A 23,231-nucleotide genomic window follows, 5' to 3' on the forward strand; every position below is an offset into this window, starting at 1 on the left:
ATCAAATTTCCTCCTTAAACAAATTCCTTTTTGTACCACTTATACTAAACAAGTTGTTTTTTCTTATCAAGCATCATCGACAGAATCAAAACTAGAATGAAAAATACGAGTGCAAGCCAGAACCAAATCCCAATATCTTTGTTGACAATTGCATTATACGATAACGCGCCAAGTGCACCACCTGCAAAAGGTCCAATTACTGGAACCCATGAATAGCTCCAATCTGATCCGCCTTTCCCAGCGATTGGCCAAATAAAGTGAGCAATCCGAGGGCCAAGGTCCCGTGCAGGGTTAATTGCATACCCCGTTGTTCCCCCAAGACTCATCCCGATAACAACAATTAGTATCCCTACTGCAATTGGATTCAAGCCATCCGAGAATTTATTTGCACCAAATGCCATAAGACCAAATACTAAAATAAAAGTTCCAAGCGCTTCTCCGAACACGTTTGATGTATAGTGACGAATAGCGGGTGCCGTCGAGAAAACACCAAGTTTTGCAGCCTTATCTTCCGTTGCTTTCCAGTGTGGATAATAATGAAGCCATACAAGCGTTGCTCCGATAAATGCGCCAATAAACTGAGCGATAATATAAGGCAATACATAATTCCATGGAAATGTTCCTGCTAGCGCCATCCCGAGCGTAACTGCTGGATTAAGGTGTGCCATACTCATGAAACCGGAAACATAAACTCCCATTGTAACAGCAAATCCCCAAGCAAAGGCCACTACAACCCAACCGGCATTTTCTGCTTTTGAAAATTTCAAAGAAACTCCAGCCACAACACCGCCACCCAAAAGAACAAGGACAGCTGTGCCAATTACTTCACCCAAAAATTGAATTCCCAAACTTGTATCAATCATGGATCAACAACTCCTTTTGATTTTTGTAAGAACGTTCCCTTCATTATTCCTCAAATCGGGAGACGTCAAACTTTTTTATTCAAAAAAAGAATGACGAACAAAACAAAGGCGCATAAACCTATGCTGCCGTTTTGATCGTCATCTCTTCTCCTGACAAATTCATTAACTTGATTCCATTAAACCATAATAAGTAAACGCTGTCAATAAAATAGTATGCAATTTTTTCACAAACTTAATATAGAGAAACCATTAATTTCCAATGGGAAAGCTCTACTAAGTTGTTTTTTTCACAAAAAAAGCTGAGACCCAAAAGGCCTCAGCTTTCATTTTAAGCTTCTTGTGCATCAGGATAAACGCTAACTTTTTTCTTATCGCGTCCCATGCGTTCAAAACGCACAACGCCGTCAATTTTAGCGAAAAGCGTATCATCGCCACCACGTCCAACGTTTGTTCCTGGATAAATCTTCGTACCGCGTTGACGATAAAGGATAGAACCTCCAGTTACGAACTGACCGTCAGCACGTTTTGCACCAAGACGTTTTGATTCTGAATCACGACCATTGGAAGTGGAACCACCGCCTTTTTTGTGGGCAAAATGTTGAATATCAAATTTTAACATGACATACACCTCCTATTTGGAGTTAATTTTAATATGATCAGGATAGCTGTACGCTAGTGATCGGAGTTGATTCACCATTCCTGTTAATAAAATTTGAACTGTCTCTTTTTTTATGAATTCAGCTGGAACGGAATAGTGAAGATAGCCTTCATCCTCCTCCACAACTGGCTCAAACCCTTCTGCTTCTGAAATCGCATTGACCATTCCATAAGCAATTGAAGAAGCTCCTGCACAGACAAGATCACTGCCTCTTTCGGCAAAATCAGCATGTCCGTCCATTGTAAAAGAAGTAATCAATCCATTTTTTTTATCAACATTTACGTAAATCATTTTTTCGTCCCTTCAAATTAAGCATTGATTGCATCAACTGTTAATTTTGTATAAGGTTGACGATGACCTTGTTTTTTGTGGTAGTTCTTTTTCGGTTTATATTTGAAAACCGTAAGTTTCTTGGCACGACCTTGTTTTTCAACTTTTGCTGTCACTGTTGCTCCTTCAACAAAAGGAGTTCCAACTTTTGCAGCATCGCCACCAACAAAAAGAACTTTATCAAAAGTAACCACATCGCCAACTTCACCTGCTAATTTCTCAACATAGATCTCTTGACCAGCTTCTACTTTGATTTGTTTTCCACCTGTTTCAATAATTGCGTACATACTTGCACCTCCTCATATACTAAGACTCGCCGTCACAGGGGGTTCTAAAACGAACACTTGACCCAGATCTGAGCGGTTGTAGCGTGGTGCGCTACAAACATAACATTAAAATCATAGCATATGCGCCGTGCACTGTCAATCACTCCTACGCACTTCTTTTAAGAAAAAGCACGTCGAATTTGATAAAACGGAACAAGCTCATCCGCAATCTCCCAGTCGATTTGGCAACTAAAAGTTGTTTCAAGTTCTAAAAATTGATCTAAAACAGCTTCTGTTACGACAATGACAGCTTGTTCCACATCATTTAAAGCATTTAACTCACGCTCCAATTCATACGCAATGGAAACAGCAGTTTTGACATGACCAGTTCCAAAACAAGAAGGACAAGTTTCTGTAACTAGTTCCTCAAAGGAAACCTCTTTTTTCTTACGGGTGAGCTGCATTAAACCGGACTTTGAAAACCCTGCAATTTGCGTCGTCATAAGCTCCTCTTGGACAAGCTTTTCCATTTCTGCCTCTAGCTTTAAATGTTGCGCCTCTGTCATTCCACCGATAAAATCGATTACGATAAACCCACTTGCTTGACGAAGACGCATCTGTCTTAAAATCTCAGGCAAAACGGACTGATTAACACGAAAAATGGTCTCTGGTTTATCAGAAGCGCTCGAAAAGTGCCCCGAGTTCACATCGATCACCCACATTGCTTCCGTTTTTTCAATGACAAGCGATGCTCCGCTTTCGACATGCACCAGTTCTTGCAAACATTTATCAAGCTCAGGTTCGACTCCGTAATCAGCAAATAGCGTTCGCGTATTTGACCAACTTGTAGCAAGCTCAAAAGCGCCGTCTGAAATCACTTCACTAACGCCATAGTGTTCTTTAAAACGCTTTACTTGCTGGACGAATGCGTCGCTTTGATCGACTAAAAGCCCAGGTTTTTTTCTTTTATTACTCAAGAAACGCAAATTTGTGAGAAACTGCCTCTTCTCCTCTAGTTCGGCAAGGATCGACTCCGTCGAACTCGTTTCTGCCCGCGAGCGAAGAATAACCGCTTCCGCTTCTTTCAAATGAGGCTTTACCGTTTTGATAAGATTTTGCCTGCGATCATCTGAAATCCGTTTAGAAACAGAGACGTAAGACTTTCCATAAATATAAACCAGTGTTTCACCAGAGACTTCGATCATTCCGGTTACAAGTGGCAGTTTTGTTTTTGTCCCAGCTCGAGTCACTTCGACCAAAAGCCTTGCCCCTTGATGCTTCTCTGCTATCTCCGGGATATCATCCAAATGTAGAAAAGCCTTCTCGGTTCCAAGCGAAACAAAGCAAGCTCGGATTTTTCGATCAATTTTTTCAATTTGTGCTAAATAAATTTGCCCAGGCTGTACTGCTTTTGTAGGTCGAAAAACCCTTACATCAAGTACCTTTTTTCCATCTAAAACAGCCACGCGCTTTTCTGTTGTTTGCACATTGACAAGTATTTGCCGCATAACTAAGAAATCTCCTTCATAAAAAGACCTTCACCGATAAGTGAAGGCTTTTTGCTAGTTTCTACTAAATAATTGCTTAAGGCGTTGGAAAAATCCCTTTCTTGGCTGCTCAATCGACATAAGCGGAATAGACTCGCCAAGTAGCCTTCTAGCTATATTCCGATAACCTTGGGAAGCCCGACTATTCGGGAGCATCACAACAGGATTACCATTATTTGACGAGCGAATAACTTCATCGTCGTCGATAATAATACCAAGAAGTTCAATAGAAAGGTGAGATGTGATTTCATCAATATCCATCACGTCTCCATTTTGCATCATCTGCGTACGAATTCGGTTAATAACAAGTTTTGGCGGCTCAATCTCTTCCTGTTCTAAAAGGCCAATAATCCGGTCAGCATCTCGAACAGCAGAGATTTCAGGTGTAGTAACCACTATAGCACGATCCGCACCAGCAACGGCATTTTTATAGCCTGTTTCAATACCAGCCGGCGAATCAATTAAAATGAAATCGTAATCCGGTCTAAGCTCGCTGATTAATTCTTTCATTTGTTCAGCAGTAACAGCAGATTTATCCGTGGTTTGTGCAGCGGGAAGCAAAAACAACAAATCATCAAAACGTTTATCTTTGATTAAAGCTTGATGGATTTTACATCTTCCCTCAACGACATCTACTAAATCATAAATAATTCGATTTTCAAGCCCAAGAACAACATCAAGATTACGGAGGCCGATATCCATATCTACTAAGCAAACTTTTTTGCCTTGGAGTGCAAGAGCAGTTCCAAGATTAGCAGTCGAAGTAGTTTTTCCAACTCCGCCTTTTCCAGAAGTGATAACGATTGCTTCACCCATCTTTTATCGTCCTCCCTCAAAATTTGTAATGTCAGGTCTGATTTTCCTGATTGTATGTACATCATCAACAACTAGCTTGTTTTCGTCATTTATATAGGCGGAAAACAACTTAGTATCTTCAATGTTTTTATAGTCCTCACTATCAAAGCCGAATGATTGGTCTGCAATTCGAATCTGTGACGGATAAAGGAATTTACCAGCAACAACAGCTTTCTCATCACCTTCGAAACCGGCATGAACAATTCCTTTGATTGATCCTAACACAAAAATATTACCACTTGAGCGGATTTGCCCACCCGGGTTAATATCTCCGATTAATAACAAATCTCCAGAAACTTGAATAACCTGTCCAGAACGTACAATTGTTGCAAGCGAAAATATTTGATCTTGCTCTTTCCATTTTTTTGCTTCTTCTTTTGTCATAACGTCACTATAGAAAGCATTAATTTCCATTTGGCTCTGTTCTTTAATAATTTTTTCAATTCTGCTCTCTTCTTCTTCTGAAAACAACCGATTCCCAATTTGGACTTGAACCGGAAGTTTTTCACCCGAATAAGGTGCAGCCTTTTGCTCTTTCAAAAGTGCAATGAGCTCGGTTTCAAGTTCTTCGATGCTTGCTGTATCTTTTAGCACAATTTGAATACCATTCTTCGTTCCTTTAATTTGCACATTTTTCTTCATCCAGTTTTCACCTCATCACCGCGCCAAGAGTAAATTGTTCCATATAGCAGCGCCATTTTTAATTATACCAGAAAAAAATCGCTTTATATAGAAAAAACAGCCCAATCGCTTTAAACGGCCAACGATTACGAGCCGTCTCTCAAAATCCAAGCGATTCAAGCTGTTTTTTACAAATGATTTTCCGACTTTTTCAATTTTACAAGGAAATGTCGAAACGGGAAAAAGACAACTAAGTAAAAAGCAAAATTCAAAAGAATCGTCGTCCAAAGTCGTTTATCAATAAAAGTTGCAATATCCATTGAAGTAGAGTCAATAAGTGAGTAAAATGCGTAAACAAGTGACTCTGTCAAAATAACATTAAAAACCGTTATCAAACCAACCAAAACAATGCCATTTTGTAATACCTTGAGAAGCTTGTCTGTAATATAGACAATACAAGGAAATAGAGCAAAATAAATCCCCATAATCCCTGTATAGTAAATATCAAAAGTTAATCCAATAATAAAAGCATATACAAGTGTTGGATTCCTGCGATAAAAAGCAGTCATTAAAATAAGTAGAACTAGTAAAAAGTGTGGAACGAATATTCTACTTTCACCAAAAAGTGGCTTTGCAAATATAAGACTGATAACACCCTCTAGGATGAAAGTTATAACCATGATTAGAGGAAGCCAAATGGTTTTCTTTAAATTCATGATTAATTTCCTCCAGTCGAAGAGGACGTATCCGTTTCACCTGTATCATCAGAAGTAGATGAAGTTTCAGCAGTACGCTGTAAAATGATAATATGATTCATATCATACATATCAGCACCTGTTTTGATATAGGCAGTTTGTGAAAGTCCCATTTTGTCTGTTTCTACTTTTTCAATAGTCCCAACAAAAATACCAGCAGGGAATTTTCCACCCAGACCAGACGTAACAATTTTTTGTCCTTTTGAAAACTTCATATCGTAAGGTAGTTGCTTTAATTCTAGAAGGTCTGTGTCACCGTCATAGCCATTGATAATCCCATATGCATTGTTTTTCCCCTGAACCATAGCAGAAACCCTGTTTCTTGTATCGTTAGAAGTCAAAAGTTCAACTGTTGAAGATTTTGCTCCAGTACTCGTGATTCTACCAATAAGTCCGCCAGCGGTGATCACTGCCATATCAGGTTTGACACCATCGCGCGATCCTTTATCGATTTCGACTTGCTCATTCCAATTAGAAGGATTTCTAGAAATAACCATAGCATTGATTGGATTATAATCACGAATACTGTCTTTGATATTCAGTGAATCTTTCAGATCTTTATTTTCTTTTTTTAGGTCAGCAACTTCACTTTCAAGTTGAGCAACCCCATCTAAGCGTTTTTTTAATTTTGCATTTTCCGTATACGTATTCTTGAGGTCTTTAGCTCCATCTACCAGACTAGATACATAGGTCACCGGTTTTGAAATAATGTTTTCACCGAACCCTACAACATCTTTTACGAATTGTTCTGGCCACGATGCATTTTCTCTGTCGCGAAGTGAAAAACCAACAAGCGCAACAAGCACAATGATCGAAATGAGCAAGACAATCAAACGTTTATTCAGGAAAAACTGTGGCATAAGAACACCTCATCTCGTTCATCCTCTTTTTTCGATTAACAGCTAACAATCTCCAGTTTGTCTGAAATAAATGAGTGTCCATTTAGTTCATTTTTTTCTTTTTATAAAGATCCATGTTTTCAAGCGATTTACCAGTACCAATAGCTACGCAGTCTAGCGGTTCATCAGCAATGATTACAGGCATCTTTGTTTCTTCAGAAATTACAGAATCCAAGTTTCTAAGAAGAGCACCGCCTCCGGTAAGTACAATCCCTTTGTCCATAATATCAGCAGACAATTCTGGCGGTGTGTTTTCAAGTGTACTTTTCACGGCGTCAATAATAGCCGCAATTGTATCAGAAAGTGCTTGGCTAACTTCTTGAGGAGTTACTTCAATTGTTTTCGGCAATCCAGTCACAAGGTCGCGACCACGGATACCAAATGGAGTAAGGTCAAGATTAGCTGGATCAGCTGATCCAATTTCCATTTTAATCATTTCTGCAGTACGATCTCCAACAAGAAGATTATATTTTTTGCGGATATAGTTAATAATAGCATCATCCATATCGTCACCTGCTGTACGAACAGAACGGCTTGTTACGATTCCACCTAGAGAAATCACAGCCACTTCTGTTGTTCCACCACCGATGTCAACGACCATACTTCCTGTTGGATCCCAAACTGGAAGTCCAGCGCCGATTGCTGCTGCAAATGGCTCTTCAATCGTGTATGCTTCCTTTGCTCCTGCTTGGCGAGTTGCATCTGTAACAGCGCGTTTTTCTACTCCCGTAATTCCAGAGGGAACACAGATCATAACACGAGGTTTACTCGCTCCGAGCCCTTTGCTCGCTTTTTGAATGTAGTATTTCATCATTGCAGCTGTTGTGTCATAATCAGCAATTACACCGTCTTTCATAGGACGAATGGCGATGATATTCCCGGGCGTACGACCGATCATATTTTTTGCTTCACTGCCGACAGCAACGATTTCTTGGGTATCTTTTTTCATAGCAACGACAGAAGGCTCACGCAATACAATGCTCTTCCCTTTCATATATACAAGCGTATTTGCCGTTCCAAGATCAATGCCAATATCTTTGTTACCAAATCCAAACATCTGTATTCTCCTTTTCATTAAAATAACATTATATGAGTAAATATAAGCAGACACGATTTTTTCTTTGTAAGTGACGTGCTATCAAAGTTTGTGTCGCGTTTTTCTTTATACACATATACAACCACTTCATTATAACATAACTGTTTAAATTAAGGCATTATTTTTAATGAAAAGAAACAAATTTAATGATTTCTTTAGAAATAGCCCTGTTCCTTCAAACTGAGGTACCTATCTTGACCAACAATAATATGATCGAGTAGTTCAATACCTACAATTTTCCCCGATTCTTGTAGTCGTGTAGTTGCTGCAATATCTGCTTTAGATGGAGTTGGATCTCCTGATGGGTGATTATGAAAGCAAAGAACAGAAGCTGCAGAAACCTTTAAAGCCGTTCGAAAAACTTCACGTGGATGAACAATACTCATGTTTAAGCTACCAATAAAAAGTGTTTCTCGGTGAAGTAAATGATTTTTAGTGTTTAAAAACAAACAATGAAAATGTTCTTGATGCAAAAAACGCAACTCTGGCATAACTAGCGCTGCGGCTTGTTCAGGTGTTCGGATGGTAAGTGGTTCTTTTTCTTGTTGCGCTTTATGGACTCGTTTTCCAAGTTCGATGGCAGCAGCAAGCTTACAGGCTTTTGCAGGCCCTATTCCCTTTATCTTTTGAAATTCAGATACATTGGCTTGCTGCATTTCTGTAGTACCACGAAAACGCATTACAAAACGTTTTGCTAACAATTCAACTGATTCTGTTTTTGACCCTGTTTCCAGCAAAACAGCAACAAGTTCATCAAGGGAAAGGCAAGCTACTCCAGCAAACACAAGTTTTTCGCGCGGTTGTTCTGAATGTGAATTTAATGACAACTTTAAACGCCTCCTCTTTATAAAATAAGTTGAATTAAAAAGCCAGTAAATAGAAAAGGAACGAATGGGACCTTTTGTTTTCGGGAAATCTTCTTGCAAAGAAATGCAAATCCTAAAATCAAATTTGCACTAGCTAATGCTAGAAAGAAAATCCAATAGCTTGTTTCAAATCCAAGTGCTGTCCCTAAAACGATAAGTAATTTAGCATCTCCCATTCCGAATCCTTTCCGAAAAATGTAATAGATTAAGCCATAAAATAAAAGGCTACATAAAAATTGACATAGAATACTTGTGAATGGAATATCTTCTCTCAAACGAACTAATAAAATGATCCCCAAAAAAATAGCTAATATGGCATCTGGAATATATAAATAAGTAAGATCTGTTAGTGAAAAGAAAAAAAGAAAAGTCAAACAAATTAGGAGAAGTAGCAGGTTTGAAGCGTTTTTTTCAAAATAAACAAGAAGTGTAAAGAGGATTGGAAAGATTAGCTCAATAGCAAAATAGGAACGTGATAGCTTTTGGTTACAACACCAAGTTTTACCACGCAAGGCTAAAAAAGAAAGAAGTGGAATCATTTCAAAAAAAGTAAGTCGTCTTTGACAAAAATCACATTTTGAAAAACGAAACATAAAAGACTGCTTTAGAGGTAAGTGGGTCGCTGCAACTTGAATAAATGAAGCAAAAATTGCAGAAAAGATAAAAGTATTTATAAAAAACATGATGTTTGATCGCTCCTCTAAGGTGAATGAAGCTTATTATAGCAAGGTCCCTCGTTGTTGTCACCTTTCCAAAAAAGTATTTTCAAGTAAGTTTTTTAGCAGAAACAAAGGAATTCCCTGATGAAAAATCTTGTTTTGAAGAGGAACAAGATTTCAAAATGTGATTATAAAAAAACAAGCACCCTATAAGGTACTTGTTTTTTCAAGAAGATATTTTCTTACCTCTGATATAAAATAGAGTGAGCCAGTAATGTATAACGGATTCTTTCCTAGTTTTGATGAAGTTTGTTTCAGGAATTCCTTCCAACTTAAAATAGGTGTGAGATGATGTTTTTTAGCGACCTCAATCACATCTGTTTTTGCCATTGCGCGAGGAAAATCAAACGTTGTTAGGTAAATCTCTACATTTTTCACATTCGCTTGTATTTCCTGAATCATTTCATCATATTTCTTATCGAGTAAAGCACTAAAAAGCAGAATGATTTTTTCAGAATTCACTTGTTGAAGGGTTTGAATCAACGCACGAATTCCTTCAGGATTGTGTGCACCATCAAGAATGATCGTTGGGTTTTCCGTCATTTTTTCCATTCTTCCTGGCCAAAAAGCATTGGCAAGTCCTTTTCGTAACCCTTCTTCTGATAAACGGATCCACTTTTCTGCGTGAAGAAAGCGAAGCGCAAAAATTGCCACAGAAGCATTTTGAATTTGATGATCACCAGCGAGCCCCAGTTGCAATTCTTTTAATTCGCCCAGAGTATCATGGTAGTTTAAAAGTTCATTCCTTATTTTTTCAGAACTAAAATCTTTTTTATACAAGTAAAAAGGTGAATGACGAGAACTCGCTAGTTCAGCCAGTGTTTTAATAACCGAATCTTGAAGTACACCTGTTACAACTGGAATGCCTGGTTTAATAATTCCACCTTTTTCGAAGGCGATTTCTTCAATTGTATTTCCGAGAAACTCCATGTGGTCGAGTCCGATTGTCGTGATAACTGAAAGAATAGGCGTTAAAACATTTGTCGAATCAAGACGTCCACCAAGACCAACTTCAATAATGCCAAAATCAATGACTTCAAACTCTGCAAAATATAAAAACATCATAGCCGTAATAATTTCAAATTCAGAAGGTGGACCAAACTCACTTTTCGCAATTTCTTCTGCAATTGGTGCAATTCGGTTAGCAAGTTGGACGATATCTGCATCGCTTATAGGAAGTGAATTAATGGTAATTCGTTCATTAAAAGTCTCAATATAAGGAGACGTAAAGGTTCCAACACGGTATCCTTCTTCTTGAAGAATGGAAGAAAGAAAAGTTAGCGTTGAACCTTTCCCGTTTGTTCCAGCGATATGAATAAATCTGTTCTTTTTTTCAGGGTGATCTAATTTTTCAAGCAGAAGCTCCATGCGTTTCAGTCCTGGCTTGATTCCTAAGCGTAACGTGCCATGAATCCAATTTAAGGCTTCTTCGTAAGTGTGAAAATGCAAAGCTTTGCTCTCCCTTCTTATTGAAAGCGCGGAAAAATCCTTTCAAAACAAAAGAAGTTCTTCCGCGCTTAAAGTTAAGCGTTTTTTAGTGCTCTGATTCGTTCTTCGACAGATGCTTTTTTCTCAAGATAATCTTTTTCTTTCGCGCGCTCTTCTTCTACCACTTTTTCTGGTGCTTTTGAAACAAAGCGCTCATTAGCTAATTTTCCTTGAACACGATCTACCTCTTTATCCCACTTATCGAGTTCTTTTGTCAAACGCTCGATTTCCTCCGAGAGATCAATAAGTCCTTCGAGTGGCAAGAAAATCTCAGCTCCTGTTATAACCGCAGTCATCGCTGTATTTGAAGGTTCAATATCAAACGAAATTTCTAGAGATTCTGGATTACAAAAGCGTTCAATATAGGAAAGATTTTCTTCTATAATGCGTTTGTAAGCTTCATCTTTAGGTTTGATTTGAATAGCAACAGGCTTGCTAAGCGGCGTATTCACTTCCGCACGAATATTTCGAACCGACCGGATAATTTCAACAAGCGTCTTCATTGCAAGCGCAGCTTCAGCGTGCATTTGCTCTTTGCGAACCACTGGCCACTCTGCAACTGTGATGGATTTTCCGTCATGCGGCAAGTTTTGCCAAATTTCTTCCGTTACAAACGGCATGAACGGGTGAAGCAAACGCATAGTTTGATCAAGCACATATGCAAGAACCGACCGTGTGGTTTGTTTGCTTTGTTCATCTTCGCCATAAAGTGAAATCTTAGCGATCTCAATGTACCAGTCACAGAATTCGTCCCAGATGAAATTATAAAGTGTTCGACCTACTTCGCCAAATTCATACTTCTCGGATAAAGAGGTTACAGTTTGAATCGTTTCATTTAAGCGAGTCAAAATCCATTTATCACTAACTTCCGTTACATGTGATAAATCAATCTCTTCGTATTTAAGTCCATCCATATTGATAAGAGCAAACCGTGAAGCGTTCCAAATTTTATTAATAAAGTTCCAAGTAGCTTCTACTTTTTCAAAACTGAATTTCAAATCTTGCCCTGGTGCCGTTCCAGTTGAAAGAGTATAGCGAAGAGAATCTGCACCATATTTATCAATTACTTCAATCGGGTCAACACCATTTCCAAGGGACTTCGACATTTTGCGACCTTCAGCATCACGTACAAGTCCATGAATCAGTGTATCTTTAAATGGCCGCTTTCCAGTGAATTCAACAGATTGGAAAATCATCCGTGACACCCAAAAATAAATAATATCATAGCCTGTTACAAGTGCGCTATTTGGGAAGTAGCGTTTAAAGTCAGGCGCATCTTCATCTGGCCAGCCCATTGTTGAAAATGGCCAAAGTGCCGAACTAAACCAAGTATCAAGTACATCTTCATCTTGTGTCCATTCAGCTTCATTTTCAGGCGGCGTTTCAGAAACATAGACTTCGCCAGTTTCGTTATGGTACCAAGCAGGAATCCGATGTCCCCACCACAATTGACGCGAAACACACCAATCATGAATATTTTCCATCCATGTTGAATATGTTTTTTCAAAACGATTGGGTACAAAATTCACCTTTGTTTCATCGGATTTTTGAATATCAAGTGCAGCTTTTGCTAGAGGTTGCATCTTGACAAACCATTGCAAAGATAAATACGGTTCTACTACGGCATCCGTTCTTTCGGAATGCCCAACCGAATGCATGTGAGGTTCTTGTTTAATAAAGAGTCCTAATTCTTTAAAGTCTTCAATGATCGCTTTTCTTGCTTCAAAACGATCCATACCTTGATATTTACCAGCATTTTCATTCATCGTTGCATCTTCATTCATTACGATGATGCGCGATAAGTCGTGTCTATTCCCAACTTCAAAGTCATTTGGATCGTGGGCTGGCGTAATCTTAACTGCCCCGGATCCGAATTCGCGATCTACATAATCATCCGCTACAATTGGGATTTCTCGATTCATGATCGGAAGAATAATCGTTTTCCCGATCAAATGTTGATACCGTTCATCTTTTGGATGCACTGCGACAGCCGTATCTCCAGGGATAGTTTCTGGGCGTGTTGTTGCTATTTCAAGGAAGCCGCTACCATCGGCCAGAGGATATTTTAAATGATAGAAATTTCCTTCAATTTCTTTATGGATAACCTCGATATCCGAAAGCGCCGTTTTAGCAACAGGGTCCCAGTTGATGATATATTCCCCGCGATAAATCAAGCCTTTTTCATAAAGAGAAACGAATACTTTTTTTACAGCATCCGAAAGCCCCTCATCCAAAGTGAAACGCTCGCGCGAATAATCCAAGCCAAGTCCCATTTTTTCCCATTGTTCTCGAATGAATCCAGCATATTCTTCTTTCCATTCCCAAGCTTTATCTAGAAATTTAGCTCGTCCTAATTCGTGACGAGAAATACCTTGTTCTTTCAGTTTGGCTTCCACTTTCGCTTGAGTTGCAATCCCAGCGTGGTCCATCCCAGGTAAATAAAGTGTGTCAAACCCCTGCATTCGCTTGATTCTTGTGATAATATCTTGAAGTGTCGTATCCCATGCGTGCCCCAGATGAAGTTTCCCGGTTACATTTGGAGGCGGAATGACAACGCTGTAAGCTTGCTTTGACGCATCCCCTGAAGCTTTAAAGAAGTCATTGGCAATCCACCATTGGTATCTCCCACTTTCAACATTGCTTGGCTCATATTTTGTTGGCATTTCTGTGTTATCAAATTCCTTCATTCTATTTCCTCCCATCAAATTCTGCTTTTAAAGGTAAATAAAAAACTCTTTTCATCCGAAAAGGACGAAAAGAGTTTTGATTCGCGGTACCACCTTTTTACCGAAAAAATTCGGCACTCATTCTAGTAACGATGCGATTTAGCACCGGTTTTTCCTACTTTTGAGTTCAGAAAAACAGCTCCAAGGCTACCTTCCGTGAATTTTCTTTGAAAGTTTGCAGCAACCACTTTCTCTCTAAGAAAGAAAAATTCACATACTCTTCCTCTTCTTTGCTTTTTAATATTATGCTCTTAGTCTATCAAAATTCATTCAGCACGTCAATCTTCATAACTAGCTTTTCAAGCGTTTAAAAGTCGTTTCAAAAGCTTCTAGCGTGTGGTCGATTTCCTTTTCCCCATGCATTGTAGAAATAAAGATTCCTTCAAACTGTGAAGGCGGAAGGAAAATTCCTTGATCAAGCATTTCCTTATAATAACGGCTAAAGAAATCAAGATCACTACTTTTGGCTGTTTCAAAATTAGTCACTTTTTGATCTGTGAAGAAAAAGCCAAACATAGAACCAGCTTGATTGATAGCAAGTGGAACTTCATATCTTGCTGCGATTTCTTTAAGTCCTTCCTCCATTCGCTTGATGAGTGCACGAAACTTCCCATAATCATGTGGCGTTAATTGCTTGATGGTCTCAAATCCAGCCGTCATAGCAAGTGGATTTCCAGAAAGCGTGCCTGCTTGATACACAGTGCCAGCTGGTGCAACATGTTCCATGATTTCTTTTTTTCCCCCGTAAGCACCAACAGGAAGACCACCGCCAATAACTTTTCCTAAACAAGTTAAATCAGGCGTTACAACATAATACCCTTGTGCTGAATAATAATCCACCCGAAAACCTGTCATTACTTCATCAAAAATCAATAAGCTGCCAAATTTTGTTGTTAGTTTCCGCAGCCCTTCAAGGAACCCAGCAACAGGTGGAACGACTCCCATATTTCCAGCAACAGGTTCAACGATGACGCAAGCAATTTCCTCTCCAAAATGTTCAAACGCAAGCTTGGCACTTTCCAAGTCATTATAAGGAACCGTAATCGTATCTTTTGCTAAGTCCGGCGTCACACCTGGGGAATCCGGTAAGCCAAGTGTAGCAACTCCGGATCCTGCCTTAATTAAAAGAGAATCCCCGTGGCCGTGATAGCTGCCTTCGAATTTTAAGATTTTATTGCGCTTCGTATAACCTCGCGCAAGCCGAATAGCACTCATTGTTGCTTCTGTTCCTGAGGAAACCATCCGCACGATTTCAATAGAAGGAACACGCTCAATCACAAGTTTCGCCAATTCATTTTCAATTTCTGTTGGCGTCCCGAAGCTAGTTCCTTTTTGAACCGCTTGTGTTAGTTTTTCCACCACTTGTGGATTTGCGTGCCCGAGAATAAGCGGTCCCCACGATAAAACATAGTCAATATAACGGTTGCCGTCGATATCTTTAATATACGCCCCATTTCCTTCTTCCATAAAAACAGGCTCAGCCGCGACGGATTTAAAAGCACGAACTGGACTATTTACCCCGCCTGGCATTAATTTTAAGGCTTCATCAAAAGCTTTTTTGGACGCTGAATGTTTCATGTTTTTACCCCCGATTTTTATTTTTGCAGATACTTCGCAACATCTTTTGCAAAATAAGTAATAATGAGTGATGCTCCTGCCCGCTTCATGCTAAGAAGCATTTCCATTATAATTTTTTCTTCATCGATCCAGCCGTTATGAGCAGCAGCTTTTACCATCGCATATTCGCCACTCACATTATAGGCAACAACTGGTAAATGCGTAGTATTACGAACATCTCGAACAATGTCCAAATAGGAAAGCGCTGGTTTTACGATTAAAAAATCAGCTCCTTCTGCTTCATCACTGTTTGCTTCACGAAACGCTTCTTCACGGTTAGCTGGATCCATTTGATACGTTTTTCGGTCACCAAATTGTGGCGCCCCATCAGCAGCATCTCGAAACGGACCATAAAAAGCTGAAGCATATTTGACCGCATAGGACATAATCGGAATATTTATGTAGCCTGCTTCATCTAGTCCTTCGCGAATAGCCGCAACAAACCCGTCCATCATATTACTGGGTGCGATGATATCAGCCCCTGCCTCCACTTGGCTGACTGCCGTTTTTTTCAACACTTCAAGCGACTCATCATTTAAAATCTCGTCGCCTTGCACAAGCCCACAATGCCCGTGGTCCGTAAATTCACATAGACAAGTATCTGCTACAACAAGAATCTCGGGGAAAGCCTTCTTTATAATTCGTGTGGCTTCTTGAACGACTCCGTGATCATGGAAAGCCCCTGTTCCAACGCTATCTTTTTCTTTCGGAATGCCAAATAAAATGACAGCTTGGATACCTGCTTCTTTCACTTCTCGGATTTCATCTTCTAACAGGGCTAGCGGAAACTGATAAACGCCTGGCATTGAAGGAACTTCAGTTTTTGTTTCTCCAAATTCTTTTACAAAAATAGGATAAATAAAATCATCCATTGAAAGTTCATTTTCTCTTACTAAATCACGCATCGCGTTTGACGTGCGCAAACGACGATGGCGGTCAAAACTTTTTGTCATCATTCTTCGACTCCTCTATTATTAAATCTATTAAATCATCCATCTGATAGTTTTCAGGCTGAAAATCCACTTTGTATCCATCTTCTTCGATTGCTCGAGTGGTTACTTCACCAATCGAAGCAATCAGAAAAGAAGGCTTTAATGAAAATCGATCTAAAATTTGTTTGAAATTCTTCCAAGCAGAAGGACTCGCAAACACAGCAATAAAGTGTGGATAAAGCTTCACAGTTTTTTCTAAGTTTGCCGCTGCATCACTAGGTAAAATGGTATCATAAAGCGGCAATTGAAAACAGGAAATGCCAAGATCAGATAAAAACCCAGCTATTCTTGGTTTCGCAATTTTGCTTTGAGGAAGTAAAACAGTTTGCGTTTTTTCAGCATATAACTGACTCCATTCCCTTAAAAAGGCTTCTGTTTCATAAAGACTTGGTTCAAAGTCAACTTTTACTCCCATATTTTGAAGGGCCTCAGAAGTTTTTCTCCCGATCGAAGCAACTTTCATCTTTTCCGGAAATTGTCTGATCCGATCTGCAAAAAAGCGTACCGAATTTTGACTCGTGAAAAAAATCCAATCTGCATGGCGTGCTTCCTCTTTCAATACAAACCCAAGCGGCTTTGTTTCAATCATTGGAATCGAAATCGCTTCTATCCCAGCTTTTTGCAAACGTAAAAGTCCCAATTGATTTTTATTTTTCTCTCGCGTTAAAAAAACAGGGCTATTCATGTCGCAACTCCTGAATAATTTGAGCGGCCCCCTGATCAAGTAATTCACGGGCTGATTCTTCTCCAAGACGCTCTGGGTTTGTTCCAGCTTTTTGAACAGCAAGACGGTTGCTTCCGTCTGCATTCGCGACAAATCCTCTAAACCCAAGTGAATCCTTCGCTTCTTTCACAGCAAAGCCAGCAATGGGAATCTCACAACCTCCATTCAACGTTTCAAGAAATTTTCGCTCACAACGGACAGAAAACGCAGTGTCATCATCATGAATAGAAGCAAGCATTTCAAGTAATTCTTTATCTGCTTCGCGGCATTCAATCGCAAGAGCTCCTTGTCCAACAGCTGGAAGACAGTCCTCTGCAGTAAACCGTTCCACCTTCAAATTTCCATCTTCTAGCCACCCCATCCGACTTAAACCAGCTTCCGCCAAAATAATAGCATCGAATTGCTCTTCTTCTAGTTTTCGCAACCGCGTATCAATGTTTCCACGAATCGAACGAATTTCAAGATCAGGTCGAATTCGCTTAATTTCTGCACTGCGTCTCAGGCTACTTGTTCCAATAACAGCCCCCGTAGATAACTCAGAAAGTTTAGTCGCTTCACGAAAAACAAGCACATCGAATGGAGATTCACGTTTCGGGATGGCGCCAATTATGAGCCCGTCATGCAATTTACTTGGGACATCCTTCATACTATGTACGGCAAAGTCAATCGTAGAGTCTGCTAACTGTTCCTCAACTTCAGACACAAATAAACCTTTCCCACCGACCTTGCTTAAAGTCACATTTAAAATTTTGTCGCCTTTTGTAACGATTTCCTGAATTTTAAAATTCACCTCTGGAAAGTGTTCTTTTAACTTACGAATGACCCAATGAGTTTGCGTAAGTGCAAGCTTACTACGCCTTGAACCGACGATAAATTCCCGTTTCATTTGCCCACCTCGTTTTTCTGATTTTGCGATTCTTTTATATCGACTTCTCCGGATAAATCAAAAATAGCTTTAAAAATCTCAATTTGATGATCTGCATCTACTTTTTCAGGCATTTCTTTAATTTCAGCGATTGGGTGTTTTAACATTTGGTTGATAATGCTTTTCATGTGCTTTCCAATCACCGTATATTCACGTTCAGTCATACCAGGAAGCTTATTTTCTAGGCTTTGCATCGTTTTTTCTTGAATCAAAAGTGCCGTTTCACGCAGTTCACGGATCAGTGGAACAACGCCTAAACGCTTTTCCCACTCAAAAAATTGTTCCGCTTCCTCTTCGATCTCAGATTCGAGTTCCGCAACCATTTTTTGACGTTCTTCAGTATTAGCCGAAATCACTCCCTCGAGATCATCTAAATCATATAAAAAGACTTTTGAAAGATCAGCTGCTGCTGGATCAACATTTCGTGGAAGAGAAATATCAATGACAAGAATCGGTGAATTTCTCGTCTCACTAATTTGACGCATATCCGCTTCGCTCAGTACATAACCTCCTGCAGAAGTCGAAACAAGAACTATATCTGCCTCTTGAAGTGCTTCATTAAGCGAATCAAAATTAATGGATCGAGCATTTTCAAATTTTTGAGCAAGACTTTTGGCATGTTCTTCAGTTCGATTCACAAGAACAATTTCCTGAACACCACTTCCTGCTAAATTCTCTAAAGCGAGTTCGCTCATTTTACCAGCCCCAATTAAAAGAACGGATTTTTTGCTCAAATCTGGATAAATTCGCTTCGCTATTTCAACAGCTGCATAACTGACAGAAACAGCATTTTCATTGATCTTCGTTCGGTGATGCATGTCTTTAGCAAAATGAATCGCTTCACGAAATAATTGATTCAAAATTGTTCCGGTAGTTTCTGCTTTTTGAGCTTTTAAAAAAGCTTGCTTAACCTGCCCGAGAATTTGAGTTTCGCCAAGTACAAGTGAATCAAGCCCAGCAGCTACTTCATATAAATGCTTCACTGCTGCTTTTTCCTCATAAAAAAATAAATAAGAAGACATCTCTTCAAGACGTATACCAAACCATCCTGCAAGAAAACGCTTGATGTAATATTTACCGGTGTGTATCTGATCAACAACTGCCGTAATTTCTGTACGATTACATGTTGAAAGCATCACATTTTCTAAGATGCTTTTTTCATTTTGCAAAGCAACAAGTGCTTCACTAATTTCTGTTTCAGTAAAACTGAACCGTTCTCGCACATCTATTGGTGCCGTTTTATGATTCAGTCCAACAGAAAGGATATACATGTGCATGTCCCCCTAATTTGTATTAATTCTATTTTAGCATTTTTCATTCCGTTAATTCAATCACATAGTTTGTGAAATTTGTAAGGAATCATACAGAAAAAGAGCCGACAAGTCAGCTCTTTTTTAGCATTTTGCTTCAATGAATGACCATGCTTCTTCTTTACCCATTCCAGTCTCTGCTGAAAACAAAACAAAGTCATCTTCTCCGTCAAAATCAAGGGTTTCTTTTACGACTTTTGCGTTTTTTTGCCATTTGCTTCTTGGAATTTTATCTGCCTTTGTCGCAACTACAATAACTGGGATTTGATAATACTTCAAAAACTCATACATCATCACATCATCCGCTGTCGGTTTATGACGTAAATCAACAATTTGAATAACAGCTCGAAGCGGTTCACGAGAAGTAATATACGTTTCGATCATTTCGCCCCATTTTTCACGTTCTTTCTTGGAAACTTTGGCAAAACCATAACCCGGAACATCCACAAAGAAGAGCGCTTCCTCAATTTTATAAAAATTAAGTGTTTGCGTTTTACCAGGTTTTTGCGAAATCCGTGCCATGCTTTTTCTTCCAATCATTCGATTGATAAATGAAGACTTGCCAACGTTAGATCGTCCAGCAAGCGCGAATTCAGGAAGATTGCCTTCCGGATACTGCTCTTGCCAAACAGCACTAATCACAAGTTCGACGTTGTGTACTTGCATAATTTAGCCCATCCTTTTCCTAATCTCGTTTTAGTATAACGGAAAAACGCTTTTCCTACAACAATAGAGGAAAAACGTTTTTTTGTTAAAATTTATCCACTTCTTCTTTCACCATTTTAATGAATTGATCAAGTGGCATATTTTCCGAGTCTTTCGAGCCATAACGACGAATATTAACTTCGCCACTTTCCGCTTCTTGATCCCCTAAAACAAGCGCATAAGGAATTTTTTGAGTTTGAGCTTCGCGAATCTTATAGCCGAGTTTTTCGTTCCGTTCATCTACCTCTGCACGGAATTTCGAACGTTGAAGTTTTTCTTGCACTTCTTTCGCATACTCAAGGTGAGCATCCGCATTTACCGGAATAATTTCCATTTGAACAGGAGCAAGCCAAGTTGGGAAAGCCCCTTTATATTCTTCAATCAAGTAAGCTACAAAGCGTTCCATTGTGGAAACTACCCCACGGTGAATAACGACTGGACGATGTTTTTCGCCATCTTCCCCAATGTAAGTCAAATCAAACCGTTCTGGAAGAAGGAAATCGAGTTGAACAGTTGAAAGAGTTTCTTCTTTTCCGATCGCAGTTTTCACTTGAACATCTAATTTGGGACCGTAAAAAGCTGCTTCGCCTTCCGCTTCGAAATAATCCATCCCCATTTCATCCATAGCATTTTTCAGCATAGATTGAGCTTTTTCCCACATTGCATCATCATCAAAATATTTTTCAGTATTTTCCGGATCACGATAGCTGAGTCGGAAACTATAGTCAGTAATGTTGAAATCATTGTACACTTCAAGAATGAGCTCAAGCACACGTTTAAACTCATCTTTAATTTGATCTGGGCGAACAAATACGTGCGCATCATTTAATGTCATTCCGCGAACCCGTTGCAAACCAGAAAGTGCACCACTCATTTCGTAACGATGCATCAAACCAAGTTCTGCAATCCGAATAGGGAGTTCCCGGTAACTATGAATGTCATTTTTATAAATCATCATATGATGCGGACAGTTCATCGGACGAAGAACAAGTTCTTCATTATCCATTTTCATAGTTGGGAACATGTCTTCTTGGTAGTGATCCCAGTGTCCACTTGTTTTATAAAGCTCAACATTCGCCATAACTGGAGTATAAACGTGGTTATATCCTAGACTTTCTTCCTTATCCACAATGTAGCGCTCAATAACACGACGAATTGTAGCACCTTTTGGCAACCAAAGTGGCAAACCTTGACCAACCTCTGCCGAATTTGCAAAAAGATCTAACTCTTTACCTAGTTTTCTGTGATCACGTTCTCGCGCTTCTTCTTGCATTTTAAGGAATTCATCCAAATCTTCTTTCGAGAAAAAGGCAGTTCCATAAATCCGTTGAAGCATTTTATTGTTGCTGTCGCCGCGCCAGTATGCCCCAGCAACGCTCAGCAATTTGAAGACTTTAATCTTCCCAGTTGAAGGAACATGAATCCCGCGACAAAGATCGAAAAATTCGCCTTGCGAATAAATAGTTACCGTTTCGTCCGCTGGAATCGCTTCAATCAGTTCTAACTTATACGGATCTCCTACTTCTTTAAAACGCTTAATCGCTTCTTCACGAGAAACCACTTCACGAGAAATGGGCAAGTTTTCCTTTACAATTTTTTGCATTTCTTTTTCAATTTGCGGAAAAGCTTCCTCACTAATCGCGCTATCTAAATCAATGTCATAGTAAAAACCAGTATCAATCGCGGGACCGACACCAAAATGGGCATCTGGATAAAGACGTTTTACAGCTTGTGCAAGTAAATGCGCAGAGCTATGACGCAAAATACCAAGTGCATCTGGATGATCGGGAGTTACGATTTCAAGCGCGCCATCTTCTTCAATCGGTGTGACAAGATCCACCAACTGTCCATTAATTTTTCCTGCTAAAGCTTTTTTCTTTAAACTTGGGCTGATAGATTCTGCAATATCAGCTGTTGATGCGCCATTTTCAAACTCTTTTACTGCACCGTCTGGAAATGAAATTTTCATCACGATCTGCTCCTTTACTTTTTATTTTAGTTCTGATAAGAAAACTACTTTCCCCGAGAAAACAAAAAAACTCGTCCCTTAAAACAAGGGACGAGTTAGACTCGTGGTTCCACCCAAGATTTCAAACAAACATAAATGTTTATTTTCTCTTGTCGCTGTTAACGAAAGCGAATCGTCTATCATTACTCACTTAAAAGCTTTCCAGATAGAAGTTCAAAGGCGGTCCGTTCTTAATTTCCAGCTTGGAGGTTCGCAGCTACCCCTCCTTCTCTGTAACATTCCACTAAGAAGGTTGTCCTTATCATCACTGATAATTTATTAACTAACACTAGTATACGCATAAAAATAAAATTTGACAAGCTTTTTTCTTCACTTATTTACGCCTGTTTTTTCCTTCCAGCTGGATTTCCTTGGAAAGAAAACGAATTCGCTCCATGATCCGTCTCGCTTTTAACTGCTCTTCCATTCCATTTTGGGTGAAAGTCAAGTGTGATTCAAGCTGCTTCATATTGTAATTGGAAGAGAAAAAAGTGGGTAGCTCCTCTTGCATCCGAAACTGTAAAATCGCTCCTAAAACTTCATCCCGTGTCCAAGCCGTCATTGCTTCTGCGCCAATATCATCTAGCATCAAAACTTCTGTTTCTTTGGCAAACTCAATTTTTTCGCTAACCGTGTTATCAGAAATCGACTGTTTGATTTCACGCATAAATTCCGGTAGGTAAACTAAAGTGGTGGTAACACCTCGGAGTGCAAGTTCACGAGCAATAGCCCCTAGCAAATAAGATTTCCCGGTCCCAAAATTACCATGAATATAAAGTCCCTTTACGCGCTCAGAAGCGTCTGCTGAATAATGCTCAAGAAAATCAAACGCCTCAACAAGAGCCCGCTGCCGCTCTTCCTCATCCGTATAAAAATGATCAAGCGATGCTTCCAAAATTTGTTTAGGCATGTAAAGTGAGCGAATGCGACGTTCCACACTTTTTCGCTTATCTGCTTCAATTTTTTCAGGTGTTGGATAGTAAGTTACCGTGATAAATTCGCCGTTAATCACAAGTTTTGGTGCATAGCCAGGCATGAGCGTTTCTTTTTTGGCACGAAACTGCTCATCTTGTGTCATAAATTCATATAAGTTCGACAAGTTCTGATTGATCAGTTGTTCCGTCACTTCATCAGCATGTTCATTTAAAAACGCCCGAATTGGTTCATACCGCAGCACTTTTTCTTTCAGCGAATTATATTCTTTTTCAAAATCTCGCCCACTAAAAATCTGTCCAAGTGTTCGTTCAATTTTATCCACCTT

22 protein-coding genes and 3 other annotated features are annotated in these 23,231 nt (G+C 39.4%); all 22 genes read right to left on the reverse strand.

Annotation, left to right across the window (positions count from 1 at the left end; all coding sequences use genetic code 11):
- Window positions 1–44: 44 nt before the first annotated feature.
- Window positions 45–863, reverse strand: a complete 819-nt coding sequence (locus UR08_RS04275; RefSeq protein ID WP_115752410.1) for an MIP/aquaporin family protein — start codon at window positions 861–863, stop codon at window positions 45–47.
- 328 nt (window positions 864–1,191) lie between these two features.
- A complete protein-coding gene (rpmA, locus tag UR08_RS04280; protein WP_115752411.1) occupies window positions 1,192–1,482 on the reverse strand; it encodes a 50S ribosomal protein L27 in 291 nt (96 codons plus the stop codon).
- Window positions 1,483–1,494: 12 nt separating this feature from the next.
- Window positions 1,495–1,812, reverse strand: a complete 318-nt coding sequence (locus UR08_RS04285) for a ribosomal-processing cysteine protease Prp (RefSeq protein WP_115752412.1) — start codon at window positions 1,810–1,812, stop codon at window positions 1,495–1,497.
- 17 nt (window positions 1,813–1,829) lie between these two features.
- Complete coding sequence (gene rplU, locus UR08_RS04290) at window positions 1,830–2,138, reverse strand: 50S ribosomal protein L21 (protein ID WP_036073597.1); 309 nt, start codon at window positions 2,136–2,138, stop codon at window positions 1,830–1,832.
- 12 nt (window positions 2,139–2,150) lie between these two features.
- Window positions 2,151–2,226: a sequence feature (ribosomal protein L21 leader region), on the reverse strand.
- Between the two features lie 70 nt (window positions 2,227–2,296).
- Complete coding sequence (locus UR08_RS04295; RefSeq protein WP_115752413.1) at window positions 2,297–3,625, reverse strand: ribonuclease E/G; 1,329 nt, start codon at window positions 3,623–3,625, stop codon at window positions 2,297–2,299.
- Window positions 3,626–3,679: 54 nt separating this feature from the next.
- A complete protein-coding gene (minD, locus tag UR08_RS04300) occupies window positions 3,680–4,480 on the reverse strand; it encodes a septum site-determining protein MinD (RefSeq protein WP_115752414.1) in 801 nt (266 codons plus the stop codon).
- A gap of 3 nt (window positions 4,481–4,483) precedes the next feature.
- The gene (minC, locus tag UR08_RS04305; protein ID WP_115752415.1) at window positions 4,484–5,161 is read right to left on the reverse strand and encodes a septum site-determining protein MinC; all 678 of its coding nucleotides are present in this window, start codon (window positions 5,159–5,161) and stop codon (window positions 4,484–4,486) included.
- Between the two features lie 167 nt (window positions 5,162–5,328).
- Window positions 5,329–5,856 carry a rod shape-determining protein MreD gene (gene mreD / locus UR08_RS04310; RefSeq protein WP_115752416.1) on the reverse strand — a complete coding sequence of 176 codons (528 nt, stop codon included), beginning with the start codon at window positions 5,854–5,856 and terminating at the stop codon, window positions 5,329–5,331.
- A 2-nt stretch (window positions 5,857–5,858) separates the two neighbouring features.
- Window positions 5,859–6,755: a rod shape-determining protein MreC gene (mreC, locus tag UR08_RS04315; protein ID WP_115752417.1), complete on the reverse strand. Its 897-nt coding sequence runs from the start codon at window positions 6,753–6,755 to the stop codon at window positions 5,859–5,861.
- 82 nt (window positions 6,756–6,837) lie between these two features.
- Window positions 6,838–7,851 carry a rod shape-determining protein gene (locus tag UR08_RS04320; RefSeq protein WP_115752418.1) on the reverse strand — a complete coding sequence of 338 codons (1,014 nt, stop codon included), beginning with the start codon at window positions 7,849–7,851 and terminating at the stop codon, window positions 6,838–6,840.
- Window positions 7,852–8,045: 194 nt separating this feature from the next.
- The gene (gene radC, locus UR08_RS04325) at window positions 8,046–8,717 is read right to left on the reverse strand and encodes a RadC family protein (protein WP_115752419.1); all 672 of its coding nucleotides are present in this window, start codon (window positions 8,715–8,717) and stop codon (window positions 8,046–8,048) included.
- A gap of 17 nt (window positions 8,718–8,734) precedes the next feature.
- Entirely contained in the window at window positions 8,735–9,439 is a 705-nt protein-coding gene (locus UR08_RS04330) for a prepilin peptidase (protein WP_115752420.1), read from the reverse strand.
- A gap of 183 nt (window positions 9,440–9,622) precedes the next feature.
- Window positions 9,623–10,924 (reverse strand): bifunctional folylpolyglutamate synthase/dihydrofolate synthase, encoded by a 1,302-nt coding sequence (locus tag UR08_RS04335; RefSeq protein WP_115752421.1) that lies wholly within the window; start codon window positions 10,922–10,924, stop codon window positions 9,623–9,625.
- Between the two features lie 74 nt (window positions 10,925–10,998).
- Complete coding sequence (locus tag UR08_RS04340) at window positions 10,999–13,650, reverse strand: valine--tRNA ligase (RefSeq protein ID WP_115752422.1); 2,652 nt, start codon at window positions 13,648–13,650, stop codon at window positions 10,999–11,001.
- 57 nt (window positions 13,651–13,707) lie between these two features.
- Window positions 13,708–13,929, reverse strand: a binding site (T-box leader).
- Window positions 13,930–13,980: 51 nt separating this feature from the next.
- Window positions 13,981–15,267 carry a glutamate-1-semialdehyde 2,1-aminomutase gene (gene hemL / locus UR08_RS04345; RefSeq protein WP_115752423.1) on the reverse strand — a complete coding sequence of 429 codons (1,287 nt, stop codon included), beginning with the start codon at window positions 15,265–15,267 and terminating at the stop codon, window positions 13,981–13,983.
- 17 nt (window positions 15,268–15,284) lie between these two features.
- Window positions 15,285–16,259, reverse strand: coding sequence for a porphobilinogen synthase (gene hemB / locus UR08_RS04350; protein WP_115752424.1), 975 nt, complete (start codon window positions 16,257–16,259; stop codon window positions 15,285–15,287).
- Complete coding sequence (locus UR08_RS04355) at window positions 16,243–16,983, reverse strand: uroporphyrinogen-III synthase (RefSeq protein ID WP_115752425.1); 741 nt, start codon at window positions 16,981–16,983, stop codon at window positions 16,243–16,245. The genes hemB and UR08_RS04355 overlap by 17 nt, the downstream gene beginning before the upstream one ends.
- Entirely contained in the window at window positions 16,976–17,908 is a 933-nt protein-coding gene (gene hemC, locus UR08_RS04360) for a hydroxymethylbilane synthase (RefSeq protein ID WP_115752426.1), read from the reverse strand. Before hemC ends, UR08_RS04355 begins: the two co-directional genes overlap by 8 nt.
- Window positions 17,905–19,218, reverse strand: a complete 1,314-nt coding sequence (gene hemA, locus UR08_RS04365; RefSeq protein ID WP_115752427.1) for a glutamyl-tRNA reductase — start codon at window positions 19,216–19,218, stop codon at window positions 17,905–17,907. Before hemA ends, hemC begins: the two co-directional genes overlap by 4 nt.
- A gap of 123 nt (window positions 19,219–19,341) precedes the next feature.
- Window positions 19,342–19,923: a ribosome biogenesis GTP-binding protein YihA/YsxC gene (yihA, locus tag UR08_RS04370; RefSeq protein WP_115752428.1), complete on the reverse strand. Its 582-nt coding sequence runs from the start codon at window positions 19,921–19,923 to the stop codon at window positions 19,342–19,344.
- Window positions 19,924–20,008: 85 nt separating this feature from the next.
- The gene (gene thrS / locus UR08_RS04375; protein WP_115752429.1) at window positions 20,009–21,931 is read right to left on the reverse strand and encodes a threonine--tRNA ligase; all 1,923 of its coding nucleotides are present in this window, start codon (window positions 21,929–21,931) and stop codon (window positions 20,009–20,011) included.
- A gap of 83 nt (window positions 21,932–22,014) precedes the next feature.
- Window positions 22,015–22,245: a binding site (T-box leader), on the reverse strand.
- Between the two features lie 59 nt (window positions 22,246–22,304).
- Window positions 22,305–23,228: a primosomal protein DnaI gene (gene dnaI / locus UR08_RS04380; protein WP_115752430.1), complete on the reverse strand. Its 924-nt coding sequence runs from the start codon at window positions 23,226–23,228 to the stop codon at window positions 22,305–22,307.
- Window positions 23,229–23,231: the final 3 nt, after the last annotated feature.

It is taken from the genome of Listeria kieliensis (assembly GCF_003369925.1).
Lineage (GTDB): Bacteria > Bacillota > Bacilli > Lactobacillales > Listeriaceae > Listeria > Listeria kieliensis_A.